Annotated in this window: 19 protein-coding genes and 3 tRNA genes; 17 read left to right on the top strand and 5 right to left on the bottom strand. The window is 66.9% G+C overall.

Going from position 1 to position 22,016, the window contains the following annotated elements:
* Nucleotides 1-339: 339 nt before the first annotated feature.
* Nucleotides 340-1,764 carry a sugar porter family MFS transporter gene (locus V3B46_RS19120; protein WP_329892644.1) on the bottom strand — a complete coding sequence of 475 codons (1,425 nt, stop codon included), beginning with the start codon at nucleotides 1,762-1,764 and terminating at the stop codon, nucleotides 340-342.
* Between the two features lie 191 nt (nucleotides 1,765-1,955).
* On the opposite strand from V3B46_RS19120, the gene fdxA reads away from it, so the two are divergent.
* On the top strand, nucleotides 1,956-2,279 hold the full coding sequence (fdxA, locus tag V3B46_RS19115; RefSeq protein ID WP_004153066.1) for a ferredoxin FdxA: 324 nt from the start codon (nucleotides 1,956-1,958) through the stop codon (nucleotides 2,277-2,279).
* Nucleotides 2,280-2,430: 151 nt separating this feature from the next.
* Here fdxA and V3B46_RS19110 read toward each other — a convergent pair whose 3' ends face one another.
* Both V3B46_RS19110 and dapA read right to left on the bottom strand, forming a co-directional pair.
* Nucleotides 2,431-2,946, bottom strand: a complete 516-nt coding sequence (locus V3B46_RS19110) for a hypothetical protein (protein WP_049410369.1) — start codon at nucleotides 2,944-2,946, stop codon at nucleotides 2,431-2,433.
* Nucleotides 2,947-2,978: 32 nt separating this feature from the next.
* Nucleotides 2,979-3,872, bottom strand: coding sequence for a 4-hydroxy-tetrahydrodipicolinate synthase (gene dapA, locus V3B46_RS19105; RefSeq protein ID WP_329892643.1), 894 nt, complete (start codon nucleotides 3,870-3,872; stop codon nucleotides 2,979-2,981).
* 164 nt (nucleotides 3,873-4,036) lie between these two features.
* On the opposite strand from dapA, the gene V3B46_RS19100 reads away from it, so the two are divergent.
* From V3B46_RS19100 to V3B46_RS19055, 10 genes are all read left to right on the top strand, one after another.
* Complete coding sequence (locus tag V3B46_RS19100) at nucleotides 4,037-4,597, top strand: glycine cleavage system transcriptional repressor (RefSeq protein WP_005409051.1); 561 nt, start codon at nucleotides 4,037-4,039, stop codon at nucleotides 4,595-4,597.
* A gap of 79 nt (nucleotides 4,598-4,676) precedes the next feature.
* Nucleotides 4,677-5,156, top strand: coding sequence for a peroxiredoxin (locus V3B46_RS19095; RefSeq protein WP_049445310.1), 480 nt, complete (start codon nucleotides 4,677-4,679; stop codon nucleotides 5,154-5,156).
* Between the two features lie 84 nt (nucleotides 5,157-5,240).
* Nucleotides 5,241-6,641, top strand: coding sequence for a PhoH family protein (locus V3B46_RS19090; protein WP_010484287.1), 1,401 nt, complete (start codon nucleotides 5,241-5,243; stop codon nucleotides 6,639-6,641).
* Nucleotides 6,638-7,144 (top strand): hypothetical protein, encoded by a 507-nt coding sequence (locus tag V3B46_RS19085; RefSeq protein ID WP_154263115.1) that lies wholly within the window; start codon nucleotides 6,638-6,640, stop codon nucleotides 7,142-7,144. The genes V3B46_RS19090 and V3B46_RS19085 overlap by 4 nt, the downstream gene beginning before the upstream one ends.
* Nucleotides 7,145-7,156: 12 nt before the next feature.
* The gene (locus V3B46_RS19080) at nucleotides 7,157-7,825 is read left to right on the top strand and encodes a YoaK family protein (RefSeq protein ID WP_049463692.1); all 669 of its coding nucleotides are present in this window, start codon (nucleotides 7,157-7,159) and stop codon (nucleotides 7,823-7,825) included.
* Between the two features lie 64 nt (nucleotides 7,826-7,889).
* Nucleotides 7,890-8,699 carry a bifunctional hydroxymethylpyrimidine kinase/phosphomethylpyrimidine kinase gene (gene thiD, locus V3B46_RS19075; RefSeq protein ID WP_329892642.1) on the top strand — a complete coding sequence of 270 codons (810 nt, stop codon included), beginning with the start codon at nucleotides 7,890-7,892 and terminating at the stop codon, nucleotides 8,697-8,699.
* Nucleotides 8,696-9,622 carry an alpha/beta hydrolase family protein gene (locus V3B46_RS19070; protein WP_329892641.1) on the top strand — a complete coding sequence of 309 codons (927 nt, stop codon included), beginning with the start codon at nucleotides 8,696-8,698 and terminating at the stop codon, nucleotides 9,620-9,622. The genes thiD and V3B46_RS19070 overlap by 4 nt, the downstream gene beginning before the upstream one ends.
* Nucleotides 9,613-9,689, top strand: a tRNA-Arg gene (locus V3B46_RS19065). The genes V3B46_RS19070 and V3B46_RS19065 overlap by 10 nt, the downstream gene beginning before the upstream one ends.
* A 69-nt stretch (nucleotides 9,690-9,758) precedes the next feature.
* Nucleotides 9,759-9,835, top strand: a tRNA-Arg gene (locus V3B46_RS19060).
* A gap of 32 nt (nucleotides 9,836-9,867) precedes the next feature.
* Nucleotides 9,868-9,944, top strand: a tRNA-Arg gene (locus V3B46_RS19055).
* Between the two features lie 605 nt (nucleotides 9,945-10,549).
* On the opposite strand, the gene V3B46_RS19050 is transcribed toward V3B46_RS19055, so the two are convergent.
* Nucleotides 10,550-11,470, bottom strand: a complete 921-nt coding sequence (locus V3B46_RS19050; protein WP_329892640.1) for a LysR family transcriptional regulator — start codon at nucleotides 11,468-11,470, stop codon at nucleotides 10,550-10,552.
* Nucleotides 11,471-11,610: 140 nt separating this feature from the next.
* Here V3B46_RS19050 and V3B46_RS19045 point away from each other — a divergent pair, with 140 nt between their 5' ends.
* A complete protein-coding gene (locus V3B46_RS19045) occupies nucleotides 11,611-12,312 on the top strand; it encodes a pirin family protein (protein ID WP_012510689.1) in 702 nt (233 codons plus the stop codon).
* A gap of 288 nt (nucleotides 12,313-12,600) precedes the next feature.
* A complete protein-coding gene (locus tag V3B46_RS19040; RefSeq protein WP_329892639.1) occupies nucleotides 12,601-13,740 on the top strand; it encodes an MFS transporter in 1,140 nt (379 codons plus the stop codon).
* An 81-nt stretch (nucleotides 13,741-13,821) separates the two neighbouring features.
* Here V3B46_RS19040 and V3B46_RS19035 read toward each other — a convergent pair whose 3' ends face one another.
* A complete protein-coding gene (locus V3B46_RS19035; RefSeq protein ID WP_329892638.1) occupies nucleotides 13,822-14,940 on the bottom strand; it encodes an alpha/beta fold hydrolase in 1,119 nt (372 codons plus the stop codon).
* Nucleotides 14,941-15,125: 185 nt separating this feature from the next.
* On the opposite strand from V3B46_RS19035, the gene V3B46_RS19030 reads away from it, so the two are divergent.
* From V3B46_RS19030 to V3B46_RS19015, 4 genes are all read left to right on the top strand, one after another.
* On the top strand, nucleotides 15,126-16,472 hold the full coding sequence (locus V3B46_RS19030) for a c-type cytochrome (protein ID WP_329892637.1): 1,347 nt from the start codon (nucleotides 15,126-15,128) through the stop codon (nucleotides 16,470-16,472).
* Nucleotides 16,469-17,395, top strand: coding sequence for a c-type cytochrome (locus V3B46_RS19025; protein ID WP_329892636.1), 927 nt, complete (start codon nucleotides 16,469-16,471; stop codon nucleotides 17,393-17,395). The genes V3B46_RS19030 and V3B46_RS19025 overlap by 4 nt, the downstream gene beginning before the upstream one ends.
* A gap of 118 nt (nucleotides 17,396-17,513) precedes the next feature.
* Nucleotides 17,514-19,892 carry a TonB-dependent receptor gene (locus V3B46_RS19020; RefSeq protein ID WP_329892635.1) on the top strand — a complete coding sequence of 793 codons (2,379 nt, stop codon included), beginning with the start codon at nucleotides 17,514-17,516 and terminating at the stop codon, nucleotides 19,890-19,892.
* A gap of 8 nt (nucleotides 19,893-19,900) precedes the next feature.
* The gene (locus V3B46_RS19015) at nucleotides 19,901-22,015 is read left to right on the top strand and encodes a phosphocholine-specific phospholipase C (protein ID WP_329892634.1); all 2,115 of its coding nucleotides are present in this window, start codon (nucleotides 19,901-19,903) and stop codon (nucleotides 22,013-22,015) included.
* Nucleotide 22,016: the final 1 nt, after the last annotated feature.

Below are 22,016 nucleotides of genomic sequence, written 5' to 3'. Positions count from 1 at the left end.
CCCCGCCCCCCCCCCCCCCCCCCCCCCCCCCCCGCCCCCGCCCCCCCCCCCCCCCCCCCCCCCCCCCCCCCCCCCCCCCCCCCCCCCCCCCCCCCCCCCCTCCTGACAGTTTCCCGCGAAGGCGGTGGCAACCGCCCGGACGGCGCGCTTCGGAAAATCCGCCGGAACCGCAATGCCTGGTGCGAAGGCGGGGCAGCTCAAGCCGGGACCGTTGGCGCCATGGATGGCGCCATCGAGCCCCCATGGAAGGGTTTACGGCGTGTCCCGGATTGGGCTGCCCCGCCTTCGCCCTCGATGACACGGAGGCGCCAGGCGGAACGTGTCCGAAGCCGAGATTTGTCAGCCTTCCATCTGCTCCAGCTCCTTGCCCTTGGTCTCGCGTACGTAGCGCACCACGAAGAAGATCGAGAGGATCGCCGCGACCGTATAGATGCCGTAGGCCCCGGCCAGGCCGATGCCGGCCAGCAGCATCGGGAAGGTCACCGTGATCGCGAAGTTCGAGGTCCACTGCGCCGCGCCGGCCACTGCCAGCGCCGGGCCGCGGATCTGGTTCGGGAACATTTCGCCCAGCATCACCCACATCACCGGGCCCCAGGACATGTTGAAGAACACCACATAGACGTTGGCCGCAACCAGCGCCAGCCGGCCCATGCCGTCGGAGAGCTGCAGCCGACCATCGGCCAGGCTGCCACTGGCGAAGGCGACCACCATCAGCACCAGCGCCACCGACATGCCAACCGAGCCGATCCACAGCAGCGGCTTGCGCCCGATGCGGTCGATCAACAGCACCGTCAGCAGGCAGGCGCCGATGCTCAGCGCGCCGGACAGCACGTTGATCAACAGTGCGTCGCTTTCCGAGAAGCCCACCGCCTGCCACAGCACCGCACCGTAGTAGAACACCACGTTGATGCCGACCAGCTGCTGGAACATGGCCAGGCCGATACCCACCCACAGGATCGGCCGCAGCTTGCCGGTGACCGTGTCGCGCAGGTCGCTGAAGCGCGGCTTGTGCTGATCCCGGGCCAGGCTGGCTTCGATCTCGGCCTGCTTGGTCGCCGCTGCCGCCTCGCCGTACAGCCGCGACAGTACCGCCCTCGCCTGCTGCTGACGCCCCTTCAGGACCAGAAAGCGCGGGCTTTCCGGAATCACCAGCAACAACAGCAGGAACAGCCCTGACGGCAGTGCCTGCATCCAGAACATCCAGCGCCAGGCCTCCTGGCCCAGCCATAGCGCCTCGGTGGACGCACCGGCGGCACGTGCCAGCAGGTAGTTGCTGAGGAAGGCGGCGAACAGGCCACAGATGATGGCCATCTGCTGCACCGTGGCCAGCCGTCCCCGATAGCGTGACGAGGCGACTTCGGCAATGTAGGCCGGCGACATCACGCTGGCCGCCCCCACCGCAAAGCCACCCAGCACGCGCGCGACGATGAACAACCAGGAGGCATGGGCGGCGCCGGCACCCAGCGCCGACACCAGGAACAGCAGTGCCGACACGATCAGCACGCCACGGCGGCCCAGCCGGTCACCCAGCCAACCGGCCAGGAACGCGCCGATCGCACAGCCCAGCAGCATCGAGGCGACTTCGAAACCGAGCGCCGCTTCGCTGGAATTGAAGGCCTGGCGCAGGCCGTCGACCGTACCGTTGATGACACCACTGTCGAAACCGAACAGGAATCCACCGAGGGTGGCCACACAGCTGATGAGGACGATGAACGCAGTGTTCTCGCCGCCCTGGGAGGCGGTGCCGGGCTGGGCTTGGGTCATGGACGATCCTGCTGGGAAGGGAAGGCGGCCACCTGCGGCGACCGGGCGCCCGCAGCGTCGCACAGGCCCCGCCCTGTCGCCAACGGGGGCGCAGCCGAGCCTGCCAGACGCCCGTTTTCCGCCCCGCGCCGACACCGGGGCCCAACCTGTTCTAGAATTGGCGGGTTCAGGAATCGATCCACCCCCAGCCCATGCCCTTTGTCGTCACCGAAAACTGCATCAAGTGCAAACACACCGATTGCGTGGAAGTATGCCCCGTGGATTGCTTCCACGAAGGCCCGAACTTCCTGGTGATCGACCCGGATGAGTGCATCGACTGCACCCTCTGCGAACCGGAATGCCCGGTCAACGCGATCTTCCCGGAAGACGATGTTCCTGCCGGCCAGGAGAGCTTCGTCGCCCTCAACGCCGAGCTGGCGAAGGAGTGGCCGGTGCTGACCGTGCGCAAGGACCCGCCCGCCGACGCCGGCGAATGGGACGGCAAGCCGGACAAGCTGAAGCTGCTGGAGCGCTGAGAAGCGCCTGCTGCGGCAACGGAAAGGGCGCCCATCGGCGCCCTTTTCTGTTCTCGGTAGGTGCCAACCTTGGTTGGCACAGAAGCGCCGACCAAGGTCGGCCTCTACCCGGGCCGGTGCAGACCTGGGCCCGCACCCACCCGACCGGCCCTTACTGGGCCAGCTTCGCCTTGAGCGCGGCGATCAGCTTCACCGGCGCTTCTGCAGTGGCCGGCAGGCCACGCGGGTCGACCGCGGAGATGTAGGCGCCGGCATCGACGGCGACCACGCGGACCAGGAAGTTGCTGCCTTCGTAGGCCACGTCATACGAGCCCAGCAGCTGCGCGCGGCTTGCGATGGTCACGCCCTCCACGCCTTCCAGCGCGGTGCCGACCTTGGCGAAAGCCTCGTCCTTGCCACCGGCGATGGTGAAACCGGTATTGCCCACGGCCGGGGCCGCAGCCACCGGGGCCGCCGGCTTGGTCGCCGATGCCAGCGTCGGCACCTTGTTGTCACCGGTGGTGGTCGGCAGGTTCAGGTCCGGCGGCACTTCCAGCGGACGCATTTCCGGGGCCAGGGCATAGTCGCCCTTGACGCCACGCTTGAAGCAGCCGGTGGTGCCGGCGGCAACGGCCACCGCAAGCAGGGCGTAGGACAGCACGCGGACGGTGGATACGGATTGACGCATGTGAATCTCCTGGGTCAGACCAAGACGGAAGGTCAGTGGCTGGAAAGGGCTTCGAGGGCGGCAATGTCGCCGGCAAGGTGGTCGGCCGCCGGATGATGCGGCGCCGACAGCGGCAGCAGCGGCAGGCGCAGGTCGTGGCCGATGCCGATACGACGCAGCAGCGCCTTGACCGGGATCGGGTTCGGTTCAACGCCGCAGAAATCATGGAACGGATGCAGGCGCGCATCCCAGGACTCGGTGGCTTCGTGGTCATGGGCGGCGGCCAGCTCGCACATCCGGCGGTAGGCGCCGGGCAGCACGTTGGAGCCGACCGATATCAGGCCGTCGATACCGGCCCGGATCGAACGCGCGGCCGTAGCGTCATCGCCGCTGAGCACGGCGAACTGCGCGCTGCGCAGCGCCAGCAGCGCCTGCACCCGGCCGATGTCACCCACGGCCTCCTTGATGCCCACGATGTTGGGATGGCTGGCCAGCTCGGCCACGGTCTCCGGCTGCATGTCGCAGCCGGTACGGCCAGGCACGTTGTACAGCACGACCGGTAACCCGCCCTGGTCGGCAACGGCACGGTAGTGCGCGATCAATCCGGCCTGGGTCGGCCGCACATACGGCGGGGTGACCACCAGCGCGTGGCTGGCACCGAGCGCGGCGGCGCGGCGGGTCTGTTCGATGGTTTTGGAGGTACCCGACAGGCCGGTACCGGCCATGACCGGAATGCGGCCGCCGATACGCTCGACCGCGCTGGCCAGCAGCTGGTCGTACTCGGCATCGGTGAGGGTTGCCGCTTCGCCGGTCGAGCCAGCTACGACAACGCCATGGACGCCACCTTCCAGTTGCAGGTGCAGCAGGCGCTGCCAACCGTCGGGATCGAGGGCGCCGTCGGCCCGGAACGGGGTCGCCAGCGCGGTGATGAGGCCGGAAAGGGACAAGGACGTGCTGCTCTTGGCTGGAAAGGGAAAACGCCCGCCACGAAAGGCCGGGGGCGACCTGAATGTTACTTGCGGCGCGAAAGCACGGGCAAGTATGCTGGACACCGGTGGATCCCCGCCTCTGGCGGGCATTCAGACTAACGCATGCATTACCCGGAATCGCCTTGACCGACACCACCCCGCGCCCCGCGCCGAGCGAAAACCACCTCCTGATCAACGCCTACACGACGCATCCGGAGTCCCCCCTGCTGTCCGTCACCCGCCGCATCGCCGACAGCGGCTGCAATCTGGTGGACGCACGCCTGGCCACGGTCGGCCGCGATGTCTCGGTCACCGCCCTGGCCACCGGCTCGTGGGACTCGGTGGCCAAGCTGGAAGCGATGCTGACCCGGTTGGAGCGCGAGGAAGGCCTGAAGCTGGTCTGGTACCGCACCGCGGCCAAGCAGGCGCAGTCCAACCTGCTGCCATATATCGTCGAGGTGATCGCCGCCGACAAGCCGGGCATCCTGTTCCAGCTGGCCGACTTCTTCGACCGCCAGGGCATCACCATCGAGAACCTGCAGAGCACGCGCTACCGCGCCATGCAGACCGGTGCGGAGATGTTCAGCGCGCAGGTCACCATCGGCGTGCCGGCCAACATGCACATCGCCGCGCTGCGCGACGACTTCCTTGAATTCTGCGACCACCTGAACCTGGACGCGATCATGGACCCGATGAAATTCTGATTCTTCGCGCGCTTCTCACGGGCGCGTGGCGTTTCATGCAATTGTCGTAGAAAGATCCCAGGCTCGACAGAAGGACCTCATGAACAACGGCGATACCCTGGACAGCACCACCCTCTCCCTGCCGCTGGCGCTGTCCGGTGGCGAACAGGCCACTCTCGGCGACTACGCCGGCCACTGGCTGGTGCTGTACTTCTATCCCAAGGACAGCACCCCCGGCTGCACCACCGAAGGCATCGACTTCAACGCACTGCTGCCGAAGTTCAAGAAGGCAGGTGCGGTGGTACTCGGCGTCTCGCGCGACTCGGTGAAGTCGCACGACAACTTCTGTGCCAAGCAGGGCTTCAACTTCCCGCTGGTCAGTGATGGCGACGAAGCGCTGTGCAGCGCCTTCGACGTAATCAAGATGAAGAACATGTACGGCAAGCAGGTACGTGGCATCGAACGCAGCACCTTCCTGATTTCCCCCGACAGCCGCATCGTGCAGTCCTGGCGCAAGGTCAAGGTTGCCGGCCATGCCGATGCCGTTCTCGCCGAACTGAAGGCCTCCCAGTCCAAGTGAGTCCCACTGCCTACTGTGTCTGCCATCACCCTGCCCCGCAGCAGGCCGTGGTGGTTTTTCCCTGTCCGTAACCAGGAATCGACGATGACCCGAGGCAAGCGCATCTACGTGCTGGATACCAACGTGCTGATGCACGATCCCACCGCGCTGTTCAAATTCGAAGAGCACGACGTCTACCTGCCCATGCAGGTGATCGAGGAGCTGGACAACGGCAAGAAGGGCACCTCCGAGGCGAGCCGCAATGCCCGCCAGGTGAGCCGCTTCCTCAATGAGCTGGTGCAGGAGTCCGGCCTGGACAACCTGGCCGACGGCATTCCGCTGCAGCGCCCCAATGGCCTGCAGCTGCGCGGCAAGCAGAGCGCCGGCAAGCTGCGCTTCCAGACCAGCCATTTCGACGCCGGCAAGAGCTTTGGCAAGGTCATTCCCGACAATGCCATCCTCGGCGCGATCCTAGCGCTGAAGGAAGAAACCCCGGACCTGCCGGTGGTGTTCGTTTCCAAGGACATCAACCTGCGGATCAAGGCCGCCATCGCCGGCATCGTGTCCGAGGACTACGAGAACGACCGCGCGCTGGACGATTTCAGCCTGCTCTACACCGGTGCCACCGAGCTGCCGGAAGACTTCTGGAAGCGCCACGGCGATGACCTGCGCAGCTGGAGCGACAAGGGCCGCACGCATTACGAAATCCTGGCGCAGGATGGCGAGGAGTGGTACCCGAACCAGTACGTCTACCTGCCTGGCGAAGATGAAGTCGAGCTGCGCGTCAGCCGCGTGGTCGGCGACGGCAAGGTGGTGCTGTCGCTGGTCGATGATTTCCGCCACGGCAGCCACGCCGTGTGGGGCATCAGCGCACGCAACCGCGAGCAGAACTTCGCGCTCAACGCACTGATGGATCCGGAGATCGACTTCGTGACGCTGCTGGGTACCGCCGGCACCGGCAAGACCCTGCTGGCGCTGGCCGCCGGCCTGGCGCAGACGATGGACCAGCAGCGCTACCGCGAGATCATCATGACCCGCGCCACGGTCAGCGTCGGCGAGGACATCGGCTTCCTGCCCGGCACCGAGGAGGAGAAGATGACGCCGTGGATGGGCGCACTGACCGACAACCTGGAAGTGCTCACGCACAACCAGGAAGGCGGCACCTGGGGGCGCCAGGCGACCAACGACCTGCTCGCCAGCCGCATCAAGATCCGCTCGATGAACTTCATGCGCGGCCGCACGTTCCTGTCGCGCTACCTGATCCTGGACGAGGCGCAGAACCTCACCCCGAAGCAGATGAAGACGCTGATCACCCGTGCCGGCCCCGGTACGAAGATCGTCTGCCTGGGCAACGTCGAGCAGATCGACACCCCGTACCTGACCGAGACCACCTCGGGCCTGACCTACGCGGTGGATCGCTTCAAGAACTGGCCGCATAGTGCGCACATCACCCTGCGCCGAGGCGAACGCTCGCGCCTGGCCGATTACGCTTCGGAGGTGTTGTGAACCGCTGCACCCGCCTGCTGCTGCCCACGGCTGCGATCGCCCTCGCAGCCGCTCTGGGTGCCTGCACCACCACGCGCGGCCCGGCCAGCGTGCCGACCGCCGAGCGTACCGGCCAGTCCTGGGTGGTCACCCGCCCGATCATCGCCGCGCAGGTGCTCGACACCTGCTCGCGCGCCAGCCCCGGCCGCGAGGCCGGGCGCGTCAGTGGTTACTGGGCGCCCAGCCGGCAGCAGGTCGAACAGCTGGAAGCGAAGCTCTCTTCGCTGGAGGCCCAGGTGCCGAAGGTGCTCGACTTCGACCGCCAGTACGTCGGCATCGAAAGCGCCGGCAAGCGGCTGATCTACATCAACGCCTTCCATCTGCCCGACGACAGCGGCATCAACCCGGCACGGGAAGCGATCCGCGTCTGTGACGGCGGCACGCAGTTCTGGGGCGCGGTGTTCGACCCGGCCAGCGACACCTTCAGCGAGCTGCAGTTCAACGGCGGCTTCGGCGGGCCCTGAGGGGCCCCGCCGATGGGAATACGCCTGCCCACCTGGGTCTGGATCGGTGCGGTCGCGCTCTCGTGCGTGGCCGGCATGGTCAACGTGGTCGGCTTCCTCGGTTTCGAACACCAGGCCGTCAGCCACATGACCGGCAGCACCAGCCAGTTGGGCATGGCGTTGGCCCAGGGCGACTGGCGCGCGGTCGGCCACCTGTGGGGATTGCTGATCGCGTTTTCGCTGGGCGCGATGCTCAGCGGCCTATTGATCCAGGACAGCGCCCTGCAGCTGGGCCGTCGCTACGGCGTGGCGCTGGCGCTGGAATCGGCACTGCTGCTGGTAGCCATTCCGCTGTTCGAACAGCACCAGATATGGGGCGCACTGGCCGCCGCCATGGCCTGCGGCCTGCAGAACGCGATGGCCACCACCTTCAGTGGCGCGGTGGTGCGCACCACCCACCTCAGCGGCATGTTCACCGACCTCGGCATCGGCCTGGGCCACCTGCTGCGTGGGCTGCCGCTGCAGGTACGACGGCTGACCCTCAGCGGCCTGATCATCAGCGGCTTCCTCGCCGGAGGCATCCTCGGCGCCTGGCTGTTCATGCGCTGGCAATACGACGCCCTGCTCGCCCCCGCCCTGCTGACCGGCCTGACCGGGCTGGGGTATGTGGTGTACCAGCAGTGGGCGCGTTGGCGGCATTGAATCAAAGCCATCCACGCATGGCGTGGATCTACCTTCCCCAGCTGGACCACGGCACAATCGCCGGATGAGCCCGACCACTCCCGTTTCCGCCCTCACCATCGCCGGCTCCGACTCCGGCGGTGGCGCTGGCGTCCCTGCCGATCTCAAGGCCTTCGCCGCGCACCGCGTGCATGGCCTGGCCGTGTTCGCCGCGCTGACTGCACAGAACACCCGTGGCGTCACCGCCGTGCATGTGCCGCCGATCGCATTCCTGCAGGCGCAGATCGAAGCCTGCTTCGATGACTTCGACATCCATGCCGTGAAACTCGGCATGCTGGCCAACGCCGAGGTGATCCATGCGGTCGCGGACGCACTGGAAAGGCATCGCCCGCCGCACGTGGTGCTGGACCCGGTGATGGTCGCCACCAGCGGCGCGCGCCTGCTGGAGGAAAGTGCGCTCAAGGCCATGCGCGAACGCCTGCTGCCGTTGGCGACGCTGGTTACGCCCAATACCCCGGAAGCAGAACTCCTGATCGGCAGGAAGATCGGCAACGGCGATGACGCCGAACAGGCTGCCTCTGCCCTGCTCGATCTCGGAGCCGGCGCAGTCCTGCTCAAGGGTGGCCACCTGCAGGAAGGCAACCGCGTGATCGATCGCTACTTCGACGGCGTCAGCAGCGAAGAATTCATCCACACCCGCCTGCCGCTGGACGCACATGGCACAGGCTGCACGCTGGCCTCGGCCATCGCCGCGCAGCTGTGCAACGGCCTGAGCCTGGCCAATGCCTGCGAAGCCGGCATCGACTACGTTGCGCGCGGCCTGCAGCAGGGCTACGCGCCTGGTCGCAGCGAGGTGCTGGTGCTCGATCACTTCGGCGCGGCACCGCACGCATGAGCCTGACGCCGAGCGTCCTCGCCGTGCAGTGCGACGACGGCCATTGCTACGAAGTGATCGCCTGCGTGCCTGCACAGCCCATCGCGCGCCTGCTGTGGCTGCCGGCACTGGGCGTGGCCGCGCGCCACTACCTGCCACTGGCATTGGCGCTGGCGGCGAAGGGCGTGGCGGTCTACCTACACGAGTGGCGCGGCAACGGCAGCAGTTCGCTGCGCCCGTCGCGCACGCAGGACTGGGGCTATCGCGAAGTACTCGAACAGGATCTGCCGGCCAGCCAGGCCGTCCTGGCCGCAGCGGATGACGACGCCGGCACCCTGCCCTGGATCATCGGTGGACACAGTCTGGGCGGGCAGCTTGCCTGCGTGCATGCCGGCCGCAACCCGCAGCACTTCAACCGGCTGTGGCTGGCCGCCAGCGGCTCACCGTTCTGGCGCGGCTTCCCGCCACCGCGTGGCTGGCTGCTGCCACTGGTCTATCGTTTCCTGCCGTGGATCGCGCAACGCCAGGGCGTGCTGCATGGTCGGCGCCTCGGCTTTGGTGGCACCGAAGCGCGCGGGCTGATCGCCGACTGGGCGCGCGTTGGCCTGAACAACCACTACGCCGCGGCCGGCATGGACGAAGACCTCGATGCGCAGATGGCGCGCGTGCATGGCAGCGCACAGGCCGTGTTGATGGAGCACGACTGGTTGGCACCGACCGGATCGATGCAGACGCTGCTGGCGAAGCTGCCGAATGTAGACGCGCAGCTGCGCGTGCTGTCCGCGCAGGAACTGGGCACGCGCGCCGATCATTTCGCGTGGCTGAAGGCGCCGGAGGCCGTAGCTGACAGCTTTTTCATTCAGTTGGATGAAAATTTTCACAAAACTGTTGACGGTACGCGCCGACATCCGCATAATTCCGCTCCTGTCGCAGGGCGCCCGTAGCTCAGTTGGATAGAGTACCTGGCTACGAACCAGGCGGTCGGGAGTTCGAATCTCTCCGGGCGCACCACTCGACAGGTTTTCAGCATCCGCCGCTGGAAATGCAGTAAAATTAAGCAGTAAGTTGATTGTGTACCGCGCGCCCGTAGCTCAGTTGGATAGAGTACCTGGCTACGAACCAGGCGGTCGGGAGTTCGAATCTCTCCGGGCGCACCATACACAGTCAGCACAACAAGTTTATGTAATTGGCGCCCGTAGCTCAGTTGGATAGAGTACCTGGCTACGAACCAGGCGGTCGGGAGTTCGAATCTCTCCGGGCGCACCATTACACCGAAACAGCAGGCCTCGGCCTGCTGTTTTTTTATGTGTGTTTTTCGGCAGGGCTGCGCCCTGCACCTGCAGATGCTTCAAGCCAAGGCAACCGCAACAGCAAAAGCTGGCATTCCGTGGGTTGGCGGGGCGGCATGGACAGGCAGGACACGCCGTAAATCCATCCATGGGGGCTCGATGGCGGCATCCATGCCGCCAACGGTCCTGCCTCCCCATGCCGCCCCACCTCTGACAGGTTTCCGCGATCTGATGGATCCACGCCATGCGTGGATGAATCTTCATCGGAATCGAATATTTCGAATCGAGATCGAAAAGCATCCACGCATGGCGTGGATCTACTGTGTCGACCAAGGTCGACACCTACCAACAGCGGTCCATGCCGTTCCGACAGATCGCGGAAATCTGTCGAAGGCGGGGTGGGTCCGGTTGCGGGGGCGTGAGCCGCATGGATGCGGCGACCGAGCTTACATGGACGTACTTGCAGCGTCCCCCGCAACCGGACCCACCCCGCCATCCCTCAGGAAACCAGCTTTTGCTTCGGCTTCGGCTGTGGCTGTGGCTGTTGCTTCGGCGGGTGCAGGGCGCAGCCCTGCCGTACCCCTAACCCCGTGCCATTGACTGCCACCACTGTGACAACAGCTCCGGCCTGCGCAGGCGCTCGCGCCACCAGCGCAGTGCGGCGCCATCCTCGCCGGTGCGCCAGGCCAGCCAGAAGGTTTCTTCCGGCTTGTGTTCCTCCACCTCACGGATCACCAGCTGGCCACGCGCCACCGCCGCGCGCGCGCACGGCTCGGGCAGGAAACCGAAGCCCACGCCTTCGCACTGCAGCTTCAGCTTGCTGGCCATGTCCGGCACGGTCAGCATCTCCTGCCCCATCAACAGGCCGACCGTGCGCGGCAGCAGCCGCCGCGCCGAATCAGAAACGGCGATCGCGCAGTGCTCGACCAACTGCTCGCGACCGAGTACGCCTGGCACGTTGGCCAACGGATGATCCGGCGCGACCGCGAACACGAACTCCACCGTGCCCAGCGGCTCGACCACGTAACCGCCGCCGCTGGGACCCTCGCCCGGCGCACCGACCAGCAGGTCGGCACGGCGGTCCAGCAAGGCCTCCCAGGTACCGGACAGGGCCTCGCCGATCAATCGCAGCCGGGTCGGTGCCTCGACCTCACGAAACGCGGCGATGTCCGGGCCGAGCAGCCAGGTCGGGAACACCGAGTCCACCGCCAGGGTCAGTTCGGTCTCCCAGCCCGACGCCACCCGGCGCACCCGCAGCTCCAGCTCGCGGGCGGCGCGCAGCAGGTGCCGGCCCTCGTCCAGCAGCGCGCGGCCAGCCTCGGTCGGCTCGGCGCGCGGGCCGACCCGGTCGAACAGCTGTACACCCAGGTCCTCCTCCAGCTTGGCCACGGTGTAGGAGATGGTCGAAGGCACTTTGTGCAGGGCCTTGCCGGCGCCGGCAAAGGAGCCGCGGCGGTCGATGGCATCCAGGATCTGCAGGGCATCGAGGCTGAGCTTGAGCATTCGAATTTTTCGATGATGGCTGTCAAAACTATCCGTTTTTCAAACCCCGGGCGCAAGCGGATACTTCTCTCCAACGGGGAAACAAAGCGGCTAGCCGCCCACCCCGCCCCATCGAAACCATCGAACAAGGAGATTCCATCATGCTGCAGATCCGCAAGAGCGCTACCCGTGGCCTGGCCGAGCATGGCTGGCTGTCCTCGCGCCATACCTTCTCCTTCGCCAACTACTACGACCCCCGCTACGTCAGCTTCGGACCGCTGCGGGTGATCAACGAAGACAAGGTGATCGGCGGCCAGGGCTTCGGCACCCACAGCCACAGCAACATGGAGATCGTTTCCTATGTGCTGGGCGGCGCGCTGGAGCACAAGGACTCGATGGGCACCGGCTCGGTGCTGCGTTATGGCGACGTGCAGCGCATGAGCGCCGGCAGCGGTGTCAGCCACAGCGAGTTCAATCACTCCGCCGACGAGACCGTGCACTTCCTGCAGATCTGGATCTTCCCGGACGCGGAGAACATCACGCCGTCCTACGAGGAGACCCACTTCGCGCCGGAGACCAAGCGCGGCCAGCTGCGCCTGATCGCCTCGCCTGACGGTGCCGACGGTTCGCTGCGCATCCACCAGGATGCCCGCATCTTCGCCACCATCCTCGATGGCGGCCAGAAGCTGCACCACGCGCTCGGCAACGGCCGTGGCGCCTATGTCCAGGTAGCCCGCGGCCAGCTGCAGGTCAATGGCATCACCCTGGAAGCCGGTGATGCGCTGCAGGTCAGCGACGAAGCGCAGCTGACCCTGGAAAACGGCAACGATGCCGAAGTGCTGGTGTTCGACCTGCCGCTGTAACCACAACGCCCGCGATGCTGCAGAACATCGCGGGCGCTTCTGTGCAGAACATCACCGGACGTACTGGCCAGCGGCCCCTTCCAGATCACCACCGTCGTGCTCATGTACAGGCCCCCGACAGCGGCCGGCGGAATGCCGACCGTGTCGCCACTGTCCGCACGGTGCGTCAATCTCGGGTGACGTGTTCGGGTCACTGCAATCGTATGCGTCGCCCGATGTCACGCATGGCACTTGCCGAGTCGTCCTGCAAACGTTTTCATGGAGGATCCTTGGAGCTTCGCATCGCGCATGACGCCTTCATCCCCACGTGCCCAACAGCACGCTACCCGTGCCGCCTTCTTCATTCCCGGATTCGCCACCGCCGCCTGGGCGCCGATGGTGCCCTACGCCAAAGCCAAGGCCGGGCTGTCCGACGCCAGCCTCGGCGCGGTGCTGCTGTGCCTCGGGCTCGGCTCACTGCTGGCGATGCCACTGGCAGGTGCGCTGACCGGGCGGCTGGGCTGCCGCCGGGTGATGGTGATCACCTGCGCGATGATGCTGTGCGCCCTGCCCTTGCTGGTGCTGGCGCCCTCTCCGGTCGCGCTGGGCGCGGCCCTGTTCGTGTTCGGCGCCGGCGTCGGTGCACTGGATTGTGCGATGAACATGCAGGCGGTCGCGGTCGAACGCGACGCCGGGCGCGCGATGATGTCCGGATTCCATGCCTTCTACAGCATCGGCGGCTTCGTCGGCGCCGGCTGCATGACCGGCATGCTGATCCTGGGTACGCCGCTGTGGCTGGCCGCGTTGGCCTCGGTGGCCGCTCTGCTGCTGGTGGCAGTGCTGTCGGCACCGCACTGGCGCCCACAACGGATCCTGCATGAAGGCCCCCTGCTGGCACTGCCGCATGGCGTGGTGCTGTTCATCGGCGTGCTGGCCTTCGTTGTGTTCCTCGCCGAGGGCTCGATGCTGGACTGGAGCGCGGTGTTCCTCGCCGAAGTGCGGCAGGTGCCACGTGACCAGGCCGGTGCCGGCTTTGCACTGTTCACCCTGGCGATGACCGCGATGCGCCTGTTCGGCGACGGCATCGTCGAGCGCCTCGGCAGGACCCGCACCCTGGTCTTCGGCGGCATCACCGCTGCTGCGGGTTTCACCCTGGCCACGCTGGTGCCATCGTTTCCGGTGGCGCTGGCCGGTTACGTACTGGTCGGGCTGGGCTGCGCCAACATCGTGCCTGCACTGTTCTCGATGGCCGGCCAGCAGCGGGTGATGCCGGAGAGCATCGCCATCACCGCGGTCACCACGCTGGGCTACGCCGGCATCCTCGCCGGTCCGGCAGCGATCGGCGCACTCGCACACGCTACCAGCCTCGGCTTCGCCTTCCTGTGCGTGGCCGCGCTGCTGCTGGGCGTCGCGGCGTCTGCGCGCTCGCTGGCAAGGCGGGTGGCCTGACAGAAAAAGGGGACGGAGGGGATTAAGTCGTTTCTGGCCCGGCTGTGCGGGAAACGACTTAATCCCCTCCGTCCCCTTTTCTCAGCTGCGTGCCAGCCACTCGGCCTGGGCCGGCAGCTGGGGGGCCGGGCAGGCACTCTGCGGATGGTGCTCGTCGCGCGCCATCCAGTCGTCGACCACTCCGGCCAGCAGATCCAGCCGCAGCGGCAGGGTGATGTGGTCCTCGCCGCGCATCTCGATGTAGTGCGCGCGCGGATTGGCCTGCGCCAGTTCGCGGCCCTGGCTGACCGGAATGTGCTGGTCGCCCTGGCCGTGCAGGAGCAGCACGCAGGCGCGGGTATCGGCCAGCGCGCGCGCCACATCCACTCGGTCCAGATCGACGTCGATGCGGCGGCTGGCGGCGGCGATCACCTGGTTGATGTCCTGGCCGCCGTAGCGCCAGCGCGCGTACGACGCCACCGCCTGCGCCTTCAGGCCTTCCGGCTGCAGTCCCATCAGGTGCGGGATCATCGTGCGGATCGCCACACCGGCATTGGCGAACGATTCCATTGCCACCACGCCTGCCACCTGGTCACCGAGCTTGTCGGCGGTGAATACCGCTGTGGCCGCGCCATAGGACACGCCGAACAGGTACAGCGGGCCGGTTACTTCACCACGTGCGCGCAGCTCACCGATTACATCGACCACATCGTCGGATTCATAGGTGCCGTATCCGGACGGACCTGCACCGGACTGCCCATGGTTGCGCAGGTCGAGCGTGATCACACGATAGCCGGATTCGGCCAGCTGCAACGACCACGGCAGCATCGAATCGCCGTTCATCATCCAACCGTGCAGCAGCACCACGGTGCCTCGCGGGGCCTGCGCGTGGAACGGTTGCGGTACTGCCAGGCTCAGGCCGGTATCCAGCGGCAGGCCGTTCTCGTGGCGCTGCGGCAGGTAGTGGTAACGCGCGCCGTAGTCGCCGGGATCGAACACACGCCAGAAGATCGGCACGCCATCGCGGCCCGGCGCGAAGCCATGGCGGTTGGGCAGTTCGGCGATGGCCGCGGCAATGCGCGGGCGATCGAGCAGGGTCGACACACCACCTGGCGCAATCAGCCGATCGGCGAGCGAGGTGGATGCGGCATTCATCGAGGAGGAGCATGCAGCCAGCCACAGGCCGGCGCACGCCAGCAACAGCAGCAGCAGGCGCTTCATATCACGTCATAGGGGTGAATCAGACAGGCTAGGACGTTAACGCCTCGATAGACCCGTCATCTATCGCGCGCGGATGACGGCTTGATGACACCGCAGGAACGATTCAGCTTGGTGTACAAGCTGTATCCGTTCAGTCATTGATCCGGATCAATGAACGCGCGCGCCGGATTGCCCACAGTGCCGCCATGCGCACCTCGCTCAAGCTCGCCATTGCCTTGGCCGCCACGTTGGCCGCCGCCTACGGCATCGCCCGCACCACGCCCTACTGGTTCGCACCGCGACAGACGGCGCAGGTCGACATCCACGATCCGACGCTGGTCGCGCAGGGACAGTACCTGTCGCGCGCCGCCGACTGCGCCGCCTGTCACACCGCGCCCGGCGGCAAGCCGTTCGCCGGTGGCCTCGGCATGCAGACGCCGATGGGCACGATCTACTCGACCAACATCACCCCTGATCCGGATACCGGCATTGGCGCCTACGACTACGCCGACTTCGAGCGCGCGGTCCGTCGCGGCATCCGTCACGATGGGCAGCCGTTGTATCCGGCAATGCCGTACGCCTCGTACGTGATCGCCAGCGATGCCGAGATCAAGGCGCTGTACGCCTACTTCATGGGCTCGGTGCAGCCGGTGAAGCAGGACAACGCCGACAGCACGATTCCGTGGCCGGCCAACATGCGCTGGCCACTGGCCTGGTGGCAGCTGCTGTTCGCACGCCCGCGTACGTTCAACCCGGATCCGTCGCTGGATGCCAGCCAGCAGCGCGGCGCCGAACTGGTGGAAGGCCTGGCCCACTGCGGCGCCTGCCACACGCCACGCGGCCTGGCGTTCCAGGAAAAGGCGATGGCCGATGATGGCAGCCGCCAGTTCCTGTCCGGCTCGGTGCTGGAAGGCTGGTACGCGAAGAACCTGCGCAATGAGTCGACCGGCCTGGCCAGCTGGAGCGAGGGCGAGATCGTCGACTTCCTGCGCACCGGACGCACCGATCGCTCGGCAGCCTTCGGCGGCATGGCCGATGTGGTCGAGCACAGCACGCAGTACCTGTCCGACGCCGACCTGCTGGCGATGGCCCGCTACCTGAAACAGCTGCCGGCGCGCGAGGGCCGCAGTGCGCAGTGGTCGCCCGGTACCGACACCACCACCGCAGCGCTGCGCAGCGGCGACTACCGTGTTGCCGGTTCGCTGGCCTATGCCGAGCACTGCCAGGCCTGCCACCGCGCCGACGGGCGCGGCATGGCCCGCGTCTATCCGGCGCTGGCCGGCAACTCGATCGTGTTCGCCGATGACCCCAGCTCGCTGGTGCAGGTGACCCTGATCGGCGGTCGCACGCCGCATACCCCGCACGACCGCATGGCATTCACCATGCCCGGCTTCGAGCAGCTGCCGAATGCGCAGCTGGCACAGATCCTGACCTTCATCCGCAGCAGCTGGGGCAACCAGGCCAGCGCGGTGAGCGAGGTCGACGTGGCGCGCATGCGCCGGGTGGTGCGTGACAAGCCGGTGCACTACGTTCCGCAGGAGGCCGCACGATGAAACGTTCGCGCAAACGCTCCCGCCTGCTGGTCGGCAGCGTGGTCACCCTCGTGCTGCTGGCCGGCGCCGGCACCCTCGCCTATCGCCATCTGTACCCGGACCTGGATGCCGCCGTGGCCAGCACGATCGATATCCTCGATGCGCAGGGCAAAGTGGTCGGCCACTACCACGCACCCAGCGCCGAAGAGATCGCCGGGCTCGGCAATGCCGAATCGGTGATGCTTGGCCGCCGCCTCCTCAACGAGACCGCACGGCTGCTGCCGGACAACGTCGGCAACGATCTGAACTGCAATTCGTGCCACATGGCCGAGGGCAAGCGGCCGTTCGGCAATCACTACTTCAACACCGGCGGCGGCGCCTATCCGCGTTACATGCCGCGCCCGGGCAAGGTGATCGGGCTGACCGAGCGCATCAATGGCTGCCTGCAGCGTTCGATGAACGGCAAACCGCTGCCGAAGGACTCGCCGCAGATGCGCGCGATGCTCGACTACATGGCGTGGCTGAGCAGTCCTGTGCCAGACGGTGCAAAGGTGGCCGCCCCCAGCGAGGGCCCCATCGACAGCACGCTGACCCCGGACCCGATCCGTGGCCAGGCGCTGTACGCCGTGCAGTGTGCCGCCTGCCATGGCGACAACGGCGAAGGACGGCGCGACGCCAGCGGTGACATCGCCTTCCCGCCGCTGTGGGGCGACCACAGCTTCAACATCGGCGCTGGCATGGCGCGCCTGTACAAGGCGGCCGGTTTCGTCAAGCACAACATGCCGCCGGCGGTGACCCGCGCGCCGCCACTGGGGCAGCAGGTGATGCCCGACCAGGATGCGGTGGACATCGCCAGCTACTTCATCAACCAGCCCCGACCGGATTTCGCCAACAAGGCAAATGACTGGCCGCGCGACCCGAAACCCAAGGACGCGCGGTACTGAGGAGGGCAGCCTCGGGTACCGGCCGTCACACAACACGGTTCCTGCATCTTCGCGTCATTCCGATGTCATTGGCGCTGCCGACACTCCGGGGCTTCCCTCCCCTCAAGGTCCGGTTTCGATGCGAACGATTGCGCGCTTTCCCCGTGTCTCCCTGCTGGCCCTGCTGATCGCCCCCGCACTGGATGCCCTGGCCGAAGCACCGCAGGGCGACGCGGCCGAACCGCGCAGCAGCGATGCGCGTACCCTCGACCAGGTACAGGTGATTGGTCAGGCCACCAGCTACGCGAAGACTTCGGTGCGCGCGGAAACACTGAACCGGCAGACGGTGATGAGCAGCGTCAACGACGCGCTCAACGAAGTGGCCGGCGTGGTGGTCAGCGAGGCCGATGCCACCGGTTCGTCGGTGTGGGGCACGCAGATCAGCATGCGCGGCTTCGTGACCAACCGTGACACCCAGCAGATCGGCACCACCATCGACGGCCTGCCCAATGGCGGCTCCGGCTACGGCGGCGGCTCGCTGGCGAACCGCTACATCGACACCCTGGACCTGGAAACGGTGGAAGTCAGCCAGGGTACCGCCGACATCTCCTCGCGTTCGAACGAGGCGCTGGGCGGCACCCTGAACTTCCTTACCAGCGATCCGCTGCAGGACAGCCGCCTGCGCTTCGTGGTCGGTGCCGGTGACAACGAAGCACGGAAGTACTACGTGCGCTACGACACCGGCCTGCTCGGCGGCCACACCCGCGCTTGGGTCAGTGCCTCGTCGGCGCGCGTGCACGATTGGATCGATGGCAGCGGCAAGACCAGCAACGACCACATCGCCGGCAAGTTCATCACCGAGCTGGATCGCTGGACACTGACCGGCCACCTGTCCTACAACGATGCCGACGAGCCGGAGTACACCAGCGTCTCGCCGAAGGGCTTCGCCACCAATCCGGACCGCGACAACCTGGTCGGCACCCTCACCGGCATCCCCTACCTGGACCAGAACTACCGTTCCGGCTCGCGTGCGCTGCGCGAGAACACCTTCGGCTACCTGCGCGCGGCCTTCGACGGCGGCAACGGCTTCAAGGCCTCGGTGGCGGCTTACGGGCACCGCATGGAAGGTCGTGGCGACTGGCTGCCACCCTACCTGGCGCAGGTCAGCGATGAGGGTGCCGGTCGCCCGGAGTCGGAGTACATCGGTGGCAAGACCGTGTACGGCGGCAGCAACCGCGGCCAGATTTTCTTCGTCAATCCCGATGGCAGCGCCGCGCAGCGCCTGGCCAGCTGCACGCCGCGCCTGGGCTTCACCGCCGAGTACGATCCGAACTGCTACGCGGGCAACGTGCTGGGCGCGCAGTCCTACCGCCACACCCACTACGACAACGACCGCATGGGCGTGACCGCCGACGTCGAATGGCGCCAGACCTTCGGTGCGGTCGACAACACGATCCGCGGCGGCCTGTGGGTGGAGAAGCTGGACCGCTCGGCGCGCCGCGACTGGCACCGCCTGCTCAACGTCGGCCAGGACATCGCCTTCGATCACCAGCCGTACTGGGTGCAGTTCGAGGACAAGTACAAGGTTGACGAGCAGATGTACTACGTCGAGGACGTGGCCCGCTTCGGGCCGTTTAGCGCGCGCCTGGGCGTAAAGCAGTTCTTCGTCGACCAGTCGCGCCGCCGCGTGATCGGTGCCAGTGAGCACGTCAAATCCGATTCCAGGTCCGATCCGCTGCTGTCCACCGGCTTCACCTGGGCGCCGGGTGTGGAAGGCATGGAGTTGTTCGCGGGCTTCTCGCAGAACTTCGCCGCCATCCCGTCGGGCGTACTCGGCGAGACCGACCCGCAGCGCTTCCGCAATGTGGAACCGGAGACCGCCGACAACATCGAGGTCGGCATGCGCATCAGCCGCTGGCCGCTGACCGCGTCGGTCACCCTGTACAACATCAAGTTCGACAACCGCATCGTCTACCTGCCGGCCGGCTTCGTCAGCGGCATCGACTACCTGGGCGAGACCGACGGTGTCTACGAGAACTTCGGTGGCGTGGAAAGCAACGGCCTGGAGGCGGCGTTCGGCTACGGCTGGGACAATGGCTGGCGACTCAACGCCGCCTATACCTACAACCGTTCCAAGTACCTGGGCAGTGGCGATGCCGCACGCGATACCCAGCTGGGCATCGTCGACGGTGCCAAGGTGATCGGCCAGCCCGAACAGACCCTGGTGCTGTCAGCCGACTGGCAGGGCGAAAACTGGAACTTCGGCCTGTCCGGTCGCTACCTGGGCACCCGCTACCTCGACGCCGCCAACGTCAACAAGCTGCCCTCGGCCACCGTGTTCAACGCCAATATCGGCTTCGATCTGCAGGGCCTGTCGCCGCGCCTGAAGGGCATGGGTGCCAACCTGGTGGTGAGCAACCTCACCGACAAGCGGTATCTTGCAGGGGTGGACGGCCGCGACAACGCCTTCATCGGCGCCCCGCGAACTGTCGGCATCTCCTTCCGTGTGGACCTGTGAGTGAGCCCGTGACTGATATCGGCCGACGCCGGTTGTTGCAGGCCGGCGTTGCCGGCGGCCTTTCCCCGCTGCTGCCCAGCATCGCCCGGGCCGCAGCGATCGCCCCCGCCGCGCAGACGCGCAGCCTCGAAGACCTGCAGCACATTGTGGTGTTCATGCAGGAGAACCGCTCGTTCGACCACTACTTCGGCACGTTGCCGGGGGTACGGGGTTTCGGCGATCGCTTCGTCGCTCCGGCGCCGGCACTACAGGCCGGCGGCCGTACCCGCAGCCTGTGGCTGCAACCCGATGCCAGCGGCACGCGCGCGATCGCACCGTTCCCGCTGGATACCGCCGCGCACTTCGGCTACATGCGCGTGGAAGGCACGCCGCATACCTGGCCTGATGCGCAGCGCGCCTGGGACCACGGGCGCATGGGGCAATGGCCGAAGGCCAAGCAGAACCACTCGATGGGCTACTTCCAACGCAGCGACCTGCCCTTCCAGTTCGCGCTGGCCGATGCCTTCACGATCTGCGACGCCTACCACTGCGCGATGCAGGCCGGAACCAACCCGAACCGGGTGTTCCTGTGGACTGGCCACAATGATGCACACGCGCATGCAGGTGGCCCGGTGATCGCAAACTCGCACGACAACTTCCCCGAGCACGGCGGGCATCCGGCGTCGTATCGCTGGACCAGCTATGTCGAACGCCTGCAGAAAGCGGGGGTGTCCTGGCAGATCTACCAGGACATGGCCGACAACTTCACCGACAACCCGCTGGCCGGCTTCGAGGCGTTCCGCCAGGCCTACCGTGCTGCGCCGGGGCATGACCCGCAGCTGCGCGCACGCGGCGTCAGCACCCGTGGCCTGGCGCAGCTGCGCCAGGACGTGGTCGATGGACGCCTGCCGCAGGTCAGCTTCATCATCGCCGACGCGGCCGGCAGCGAGCATCCCGGCCCCTCCAGCCCGGCCCAGGGCGCGGCCTATACCGCACGCGTGCTGGATGCGCTGACTGCCGATCCGGAGGTGTGGAGCCGCACCGCCCTGCTGCTGATGTTCGACGAGAACGACGGCTTCTTCGACCACATGCCGCCACCGGCACCGCCTTCACCGATAAACGGTGGCTGGGCGGGTACTTCTTCGGTCAGTACCGAAGGCGAGTACCACCGCCATCCGGCACCGGGCGACGAGAAGTACGACGCCGCCGAGCTGCGCGGCCGCCCCTATGGGCTGGGTCCGCGCGTGCCGCTGTACGTGATTTCACCATGGAGCCGCGGTGGCTGGGTCGATTCGCAGGTGTACGACCACACTTCGGTCATACGGCTGATCGAACGCCGCTTCGGCGTGGCCGCGCCCGACATCTCGCCCTGGCGCCGTGCAGTCTGCGGTGACCTGAGCAACACCTTCGACTTCGCCCAGCGCGACACCCGTCCGTTCGTACGCGGCCTGCCCGACGTCAGCGCGGTGGCCGCACGTGCCGCCGCCCTGCCGGGACGCACCGTGCCGGCGTTGCCGGACGGACTGAAGCCGGCGAAACAGGAAAGCGGCGTACGCCCGGCGCGTGCCCTGCCCTACCGGCCGCAGGCATCGATTGCTGCGATCGACACATCGGGCGTGGACCTGATGTTGTCCTGCGAAGGTGCAGCGGCGGTCCTGCACGTCTACGATCGGCTGCGGCTGGGTGCGGTGCCACGCCGCTATACACTGGCACCGGGCACGCCACTGCGGGAGCGCTGGCCGCTGGATGTACACGGTCGCTACGACCTGTGGCTGCTGGGCCCGAACGGCTTCCACCGTCACTTCCAGGGCGCTGCCAAAGGACCCGTTGTGCAGGCGTCGGTCGAGCGCGCCGACGGCCAGCTGCAGCTGCACCTGCACCTGCGCAATCTCAGCGATACCCCACAGCAGCTGCACGTGCATGCCGGAGCCTATGCCGGGCACATGCCCGAGCAGACGCTGGCACTGCCCGCGCATGCAGAGACGTCGTTGGCGTGGGATGCAACGCCTACCGCCGGCTGGTATGACCTGCAGGTCAGCGCAGGTGAGAGTGTGCTGCGCCTCGCTGGTCGTGCCGAGGATGGGCGTCCCGGTACCAGTGACCCGGCGATGGGCAGCGAACCACTGCGGTTCGAGCACGATTGAG

This window comes from Stenotrophomonas sp. SMYL11, from assembly GCF_036320005.1.
Taxonomy (GTDB): domain Bacteria; phylum Pseudomonadota; class Gammaproteobacteria; order Xanthomonadales; family Xanthomonadaceae; genus Stenotrophomonas; species Stenotrophomonas maltophilia_A.
This window is presented reverse-complemented; position numbering and strand designations above follow the sequence as displayed.

Excerpts from the sequence above, each read along its gene's own strand:
- V3B46_RS19035 (WP_329892638.1), bottom strand. The coding sequence starts at position 14,940 with ATGAAGCGCCTGCTGCTGCTGTTGCTGGCGTGCGCCGGCCTGTGGCTG.
- V3B46_RS19020 (WP_329892635.1), top strand. The coding sequence starts at position 17,514 with ATGCGAACGATTGCGCGCTTTCCCCGTGTCTCCCTGCTGGCCCTGCTG.
- V3B46_RS19050 (WP_329892640.1), bottom strand. The coding sequence starts at position 11,470 with ATGCTCAAGCTCAGCCTCGATGCCCTGCAGATCCTGGATGCCATCGAC.
- V3B46_RS19095 (WP_049445310.1), top strand. The coding sequence starts at position 4,677 with ATGAACAACGGCGATACCCTGGACAGCACCACCCTCTCCCTGCCGCTG.
- V3B46_RS19110 (WP_049410369.1), bottom strand. The coding sequence starts at position 2,946 with ATGCGTCAATCCGTATCCACCGTCCGCGTGCTGTCCTACGCCCTGCTT.
- V3B46_RS19030 (WP_329892637.1), top strand. The coding sequence starts at position 15,126 with ATGCGCACCTCGCTCAAGCTCGCCATTGCCTTGGCCGCCACGTTGGCC.
- V3B46_RS19080 (WP_049463692.1), top strand. The coding sequence starts at position 7,157 with ATGGGAATACGCCTGCCCACCTGGGTCTGGATCGGTGCGGTCGCGCTC.
- thiD (WP_329892642.1), top strand. The coding sequence starts at position 7,890 with ATGAGCCCGACCACTCCCGTTTCCGCCCTCACCATCGCCGGCTCCGAC.
- V3B46_RS19120 (WP_329892644.1), bottom strand. The coding sequence starts at position 1,764 with ATGACCCAAGCCCAGCCCGGCACCGCCTCCCAGGGCGGCGAGAACACT.
- V3B46_RS19070 (WP_329892641.1), top strand. The coding sequence starts at position 8,696 with ATGAGCCTGACGCCGAGCGTCCTCGCCGTGCAGTGCGACGACGGCCAT.
- V3B46_RS19045 (WP_012510689.1), top strand. The coding sequence starts at position 11,611 with ATGCTGCAGATCCGCAAGAGCGCTACCCGTGGCCTGGCCGAGCATGGC.
- V3B46_RS19025 (WP_329892636.1), top strand. The coding sequence starts at position 16,469 with ATGAAACGTTCGCGCAAACGCTCCCGCCTGCTGGTCGGCAGCGTGGTC.
- fdxA (WP_004153066.1), top strand. The coding sequence starts at position 1,956 with ATGCCCTTTGTCGTCACCGAAAACTGCATCAAGTGCAAACACACCGAT.
- V3B46_RS19040 (WP_329892639.1), top strand. The coding sequence starts at position 12,601 with ATGACGCCTTCATCCCCACGTGCCCAACAGCACGCTACCCGTGCCGCC.
- V3B46_RS19090 (WP_010484287.1), top strand. The coding sequence starts at position 5,241 with ATGACCCGAGGCAAGCGCATCTACGTGCTGGATACCAACGTGCTGATG.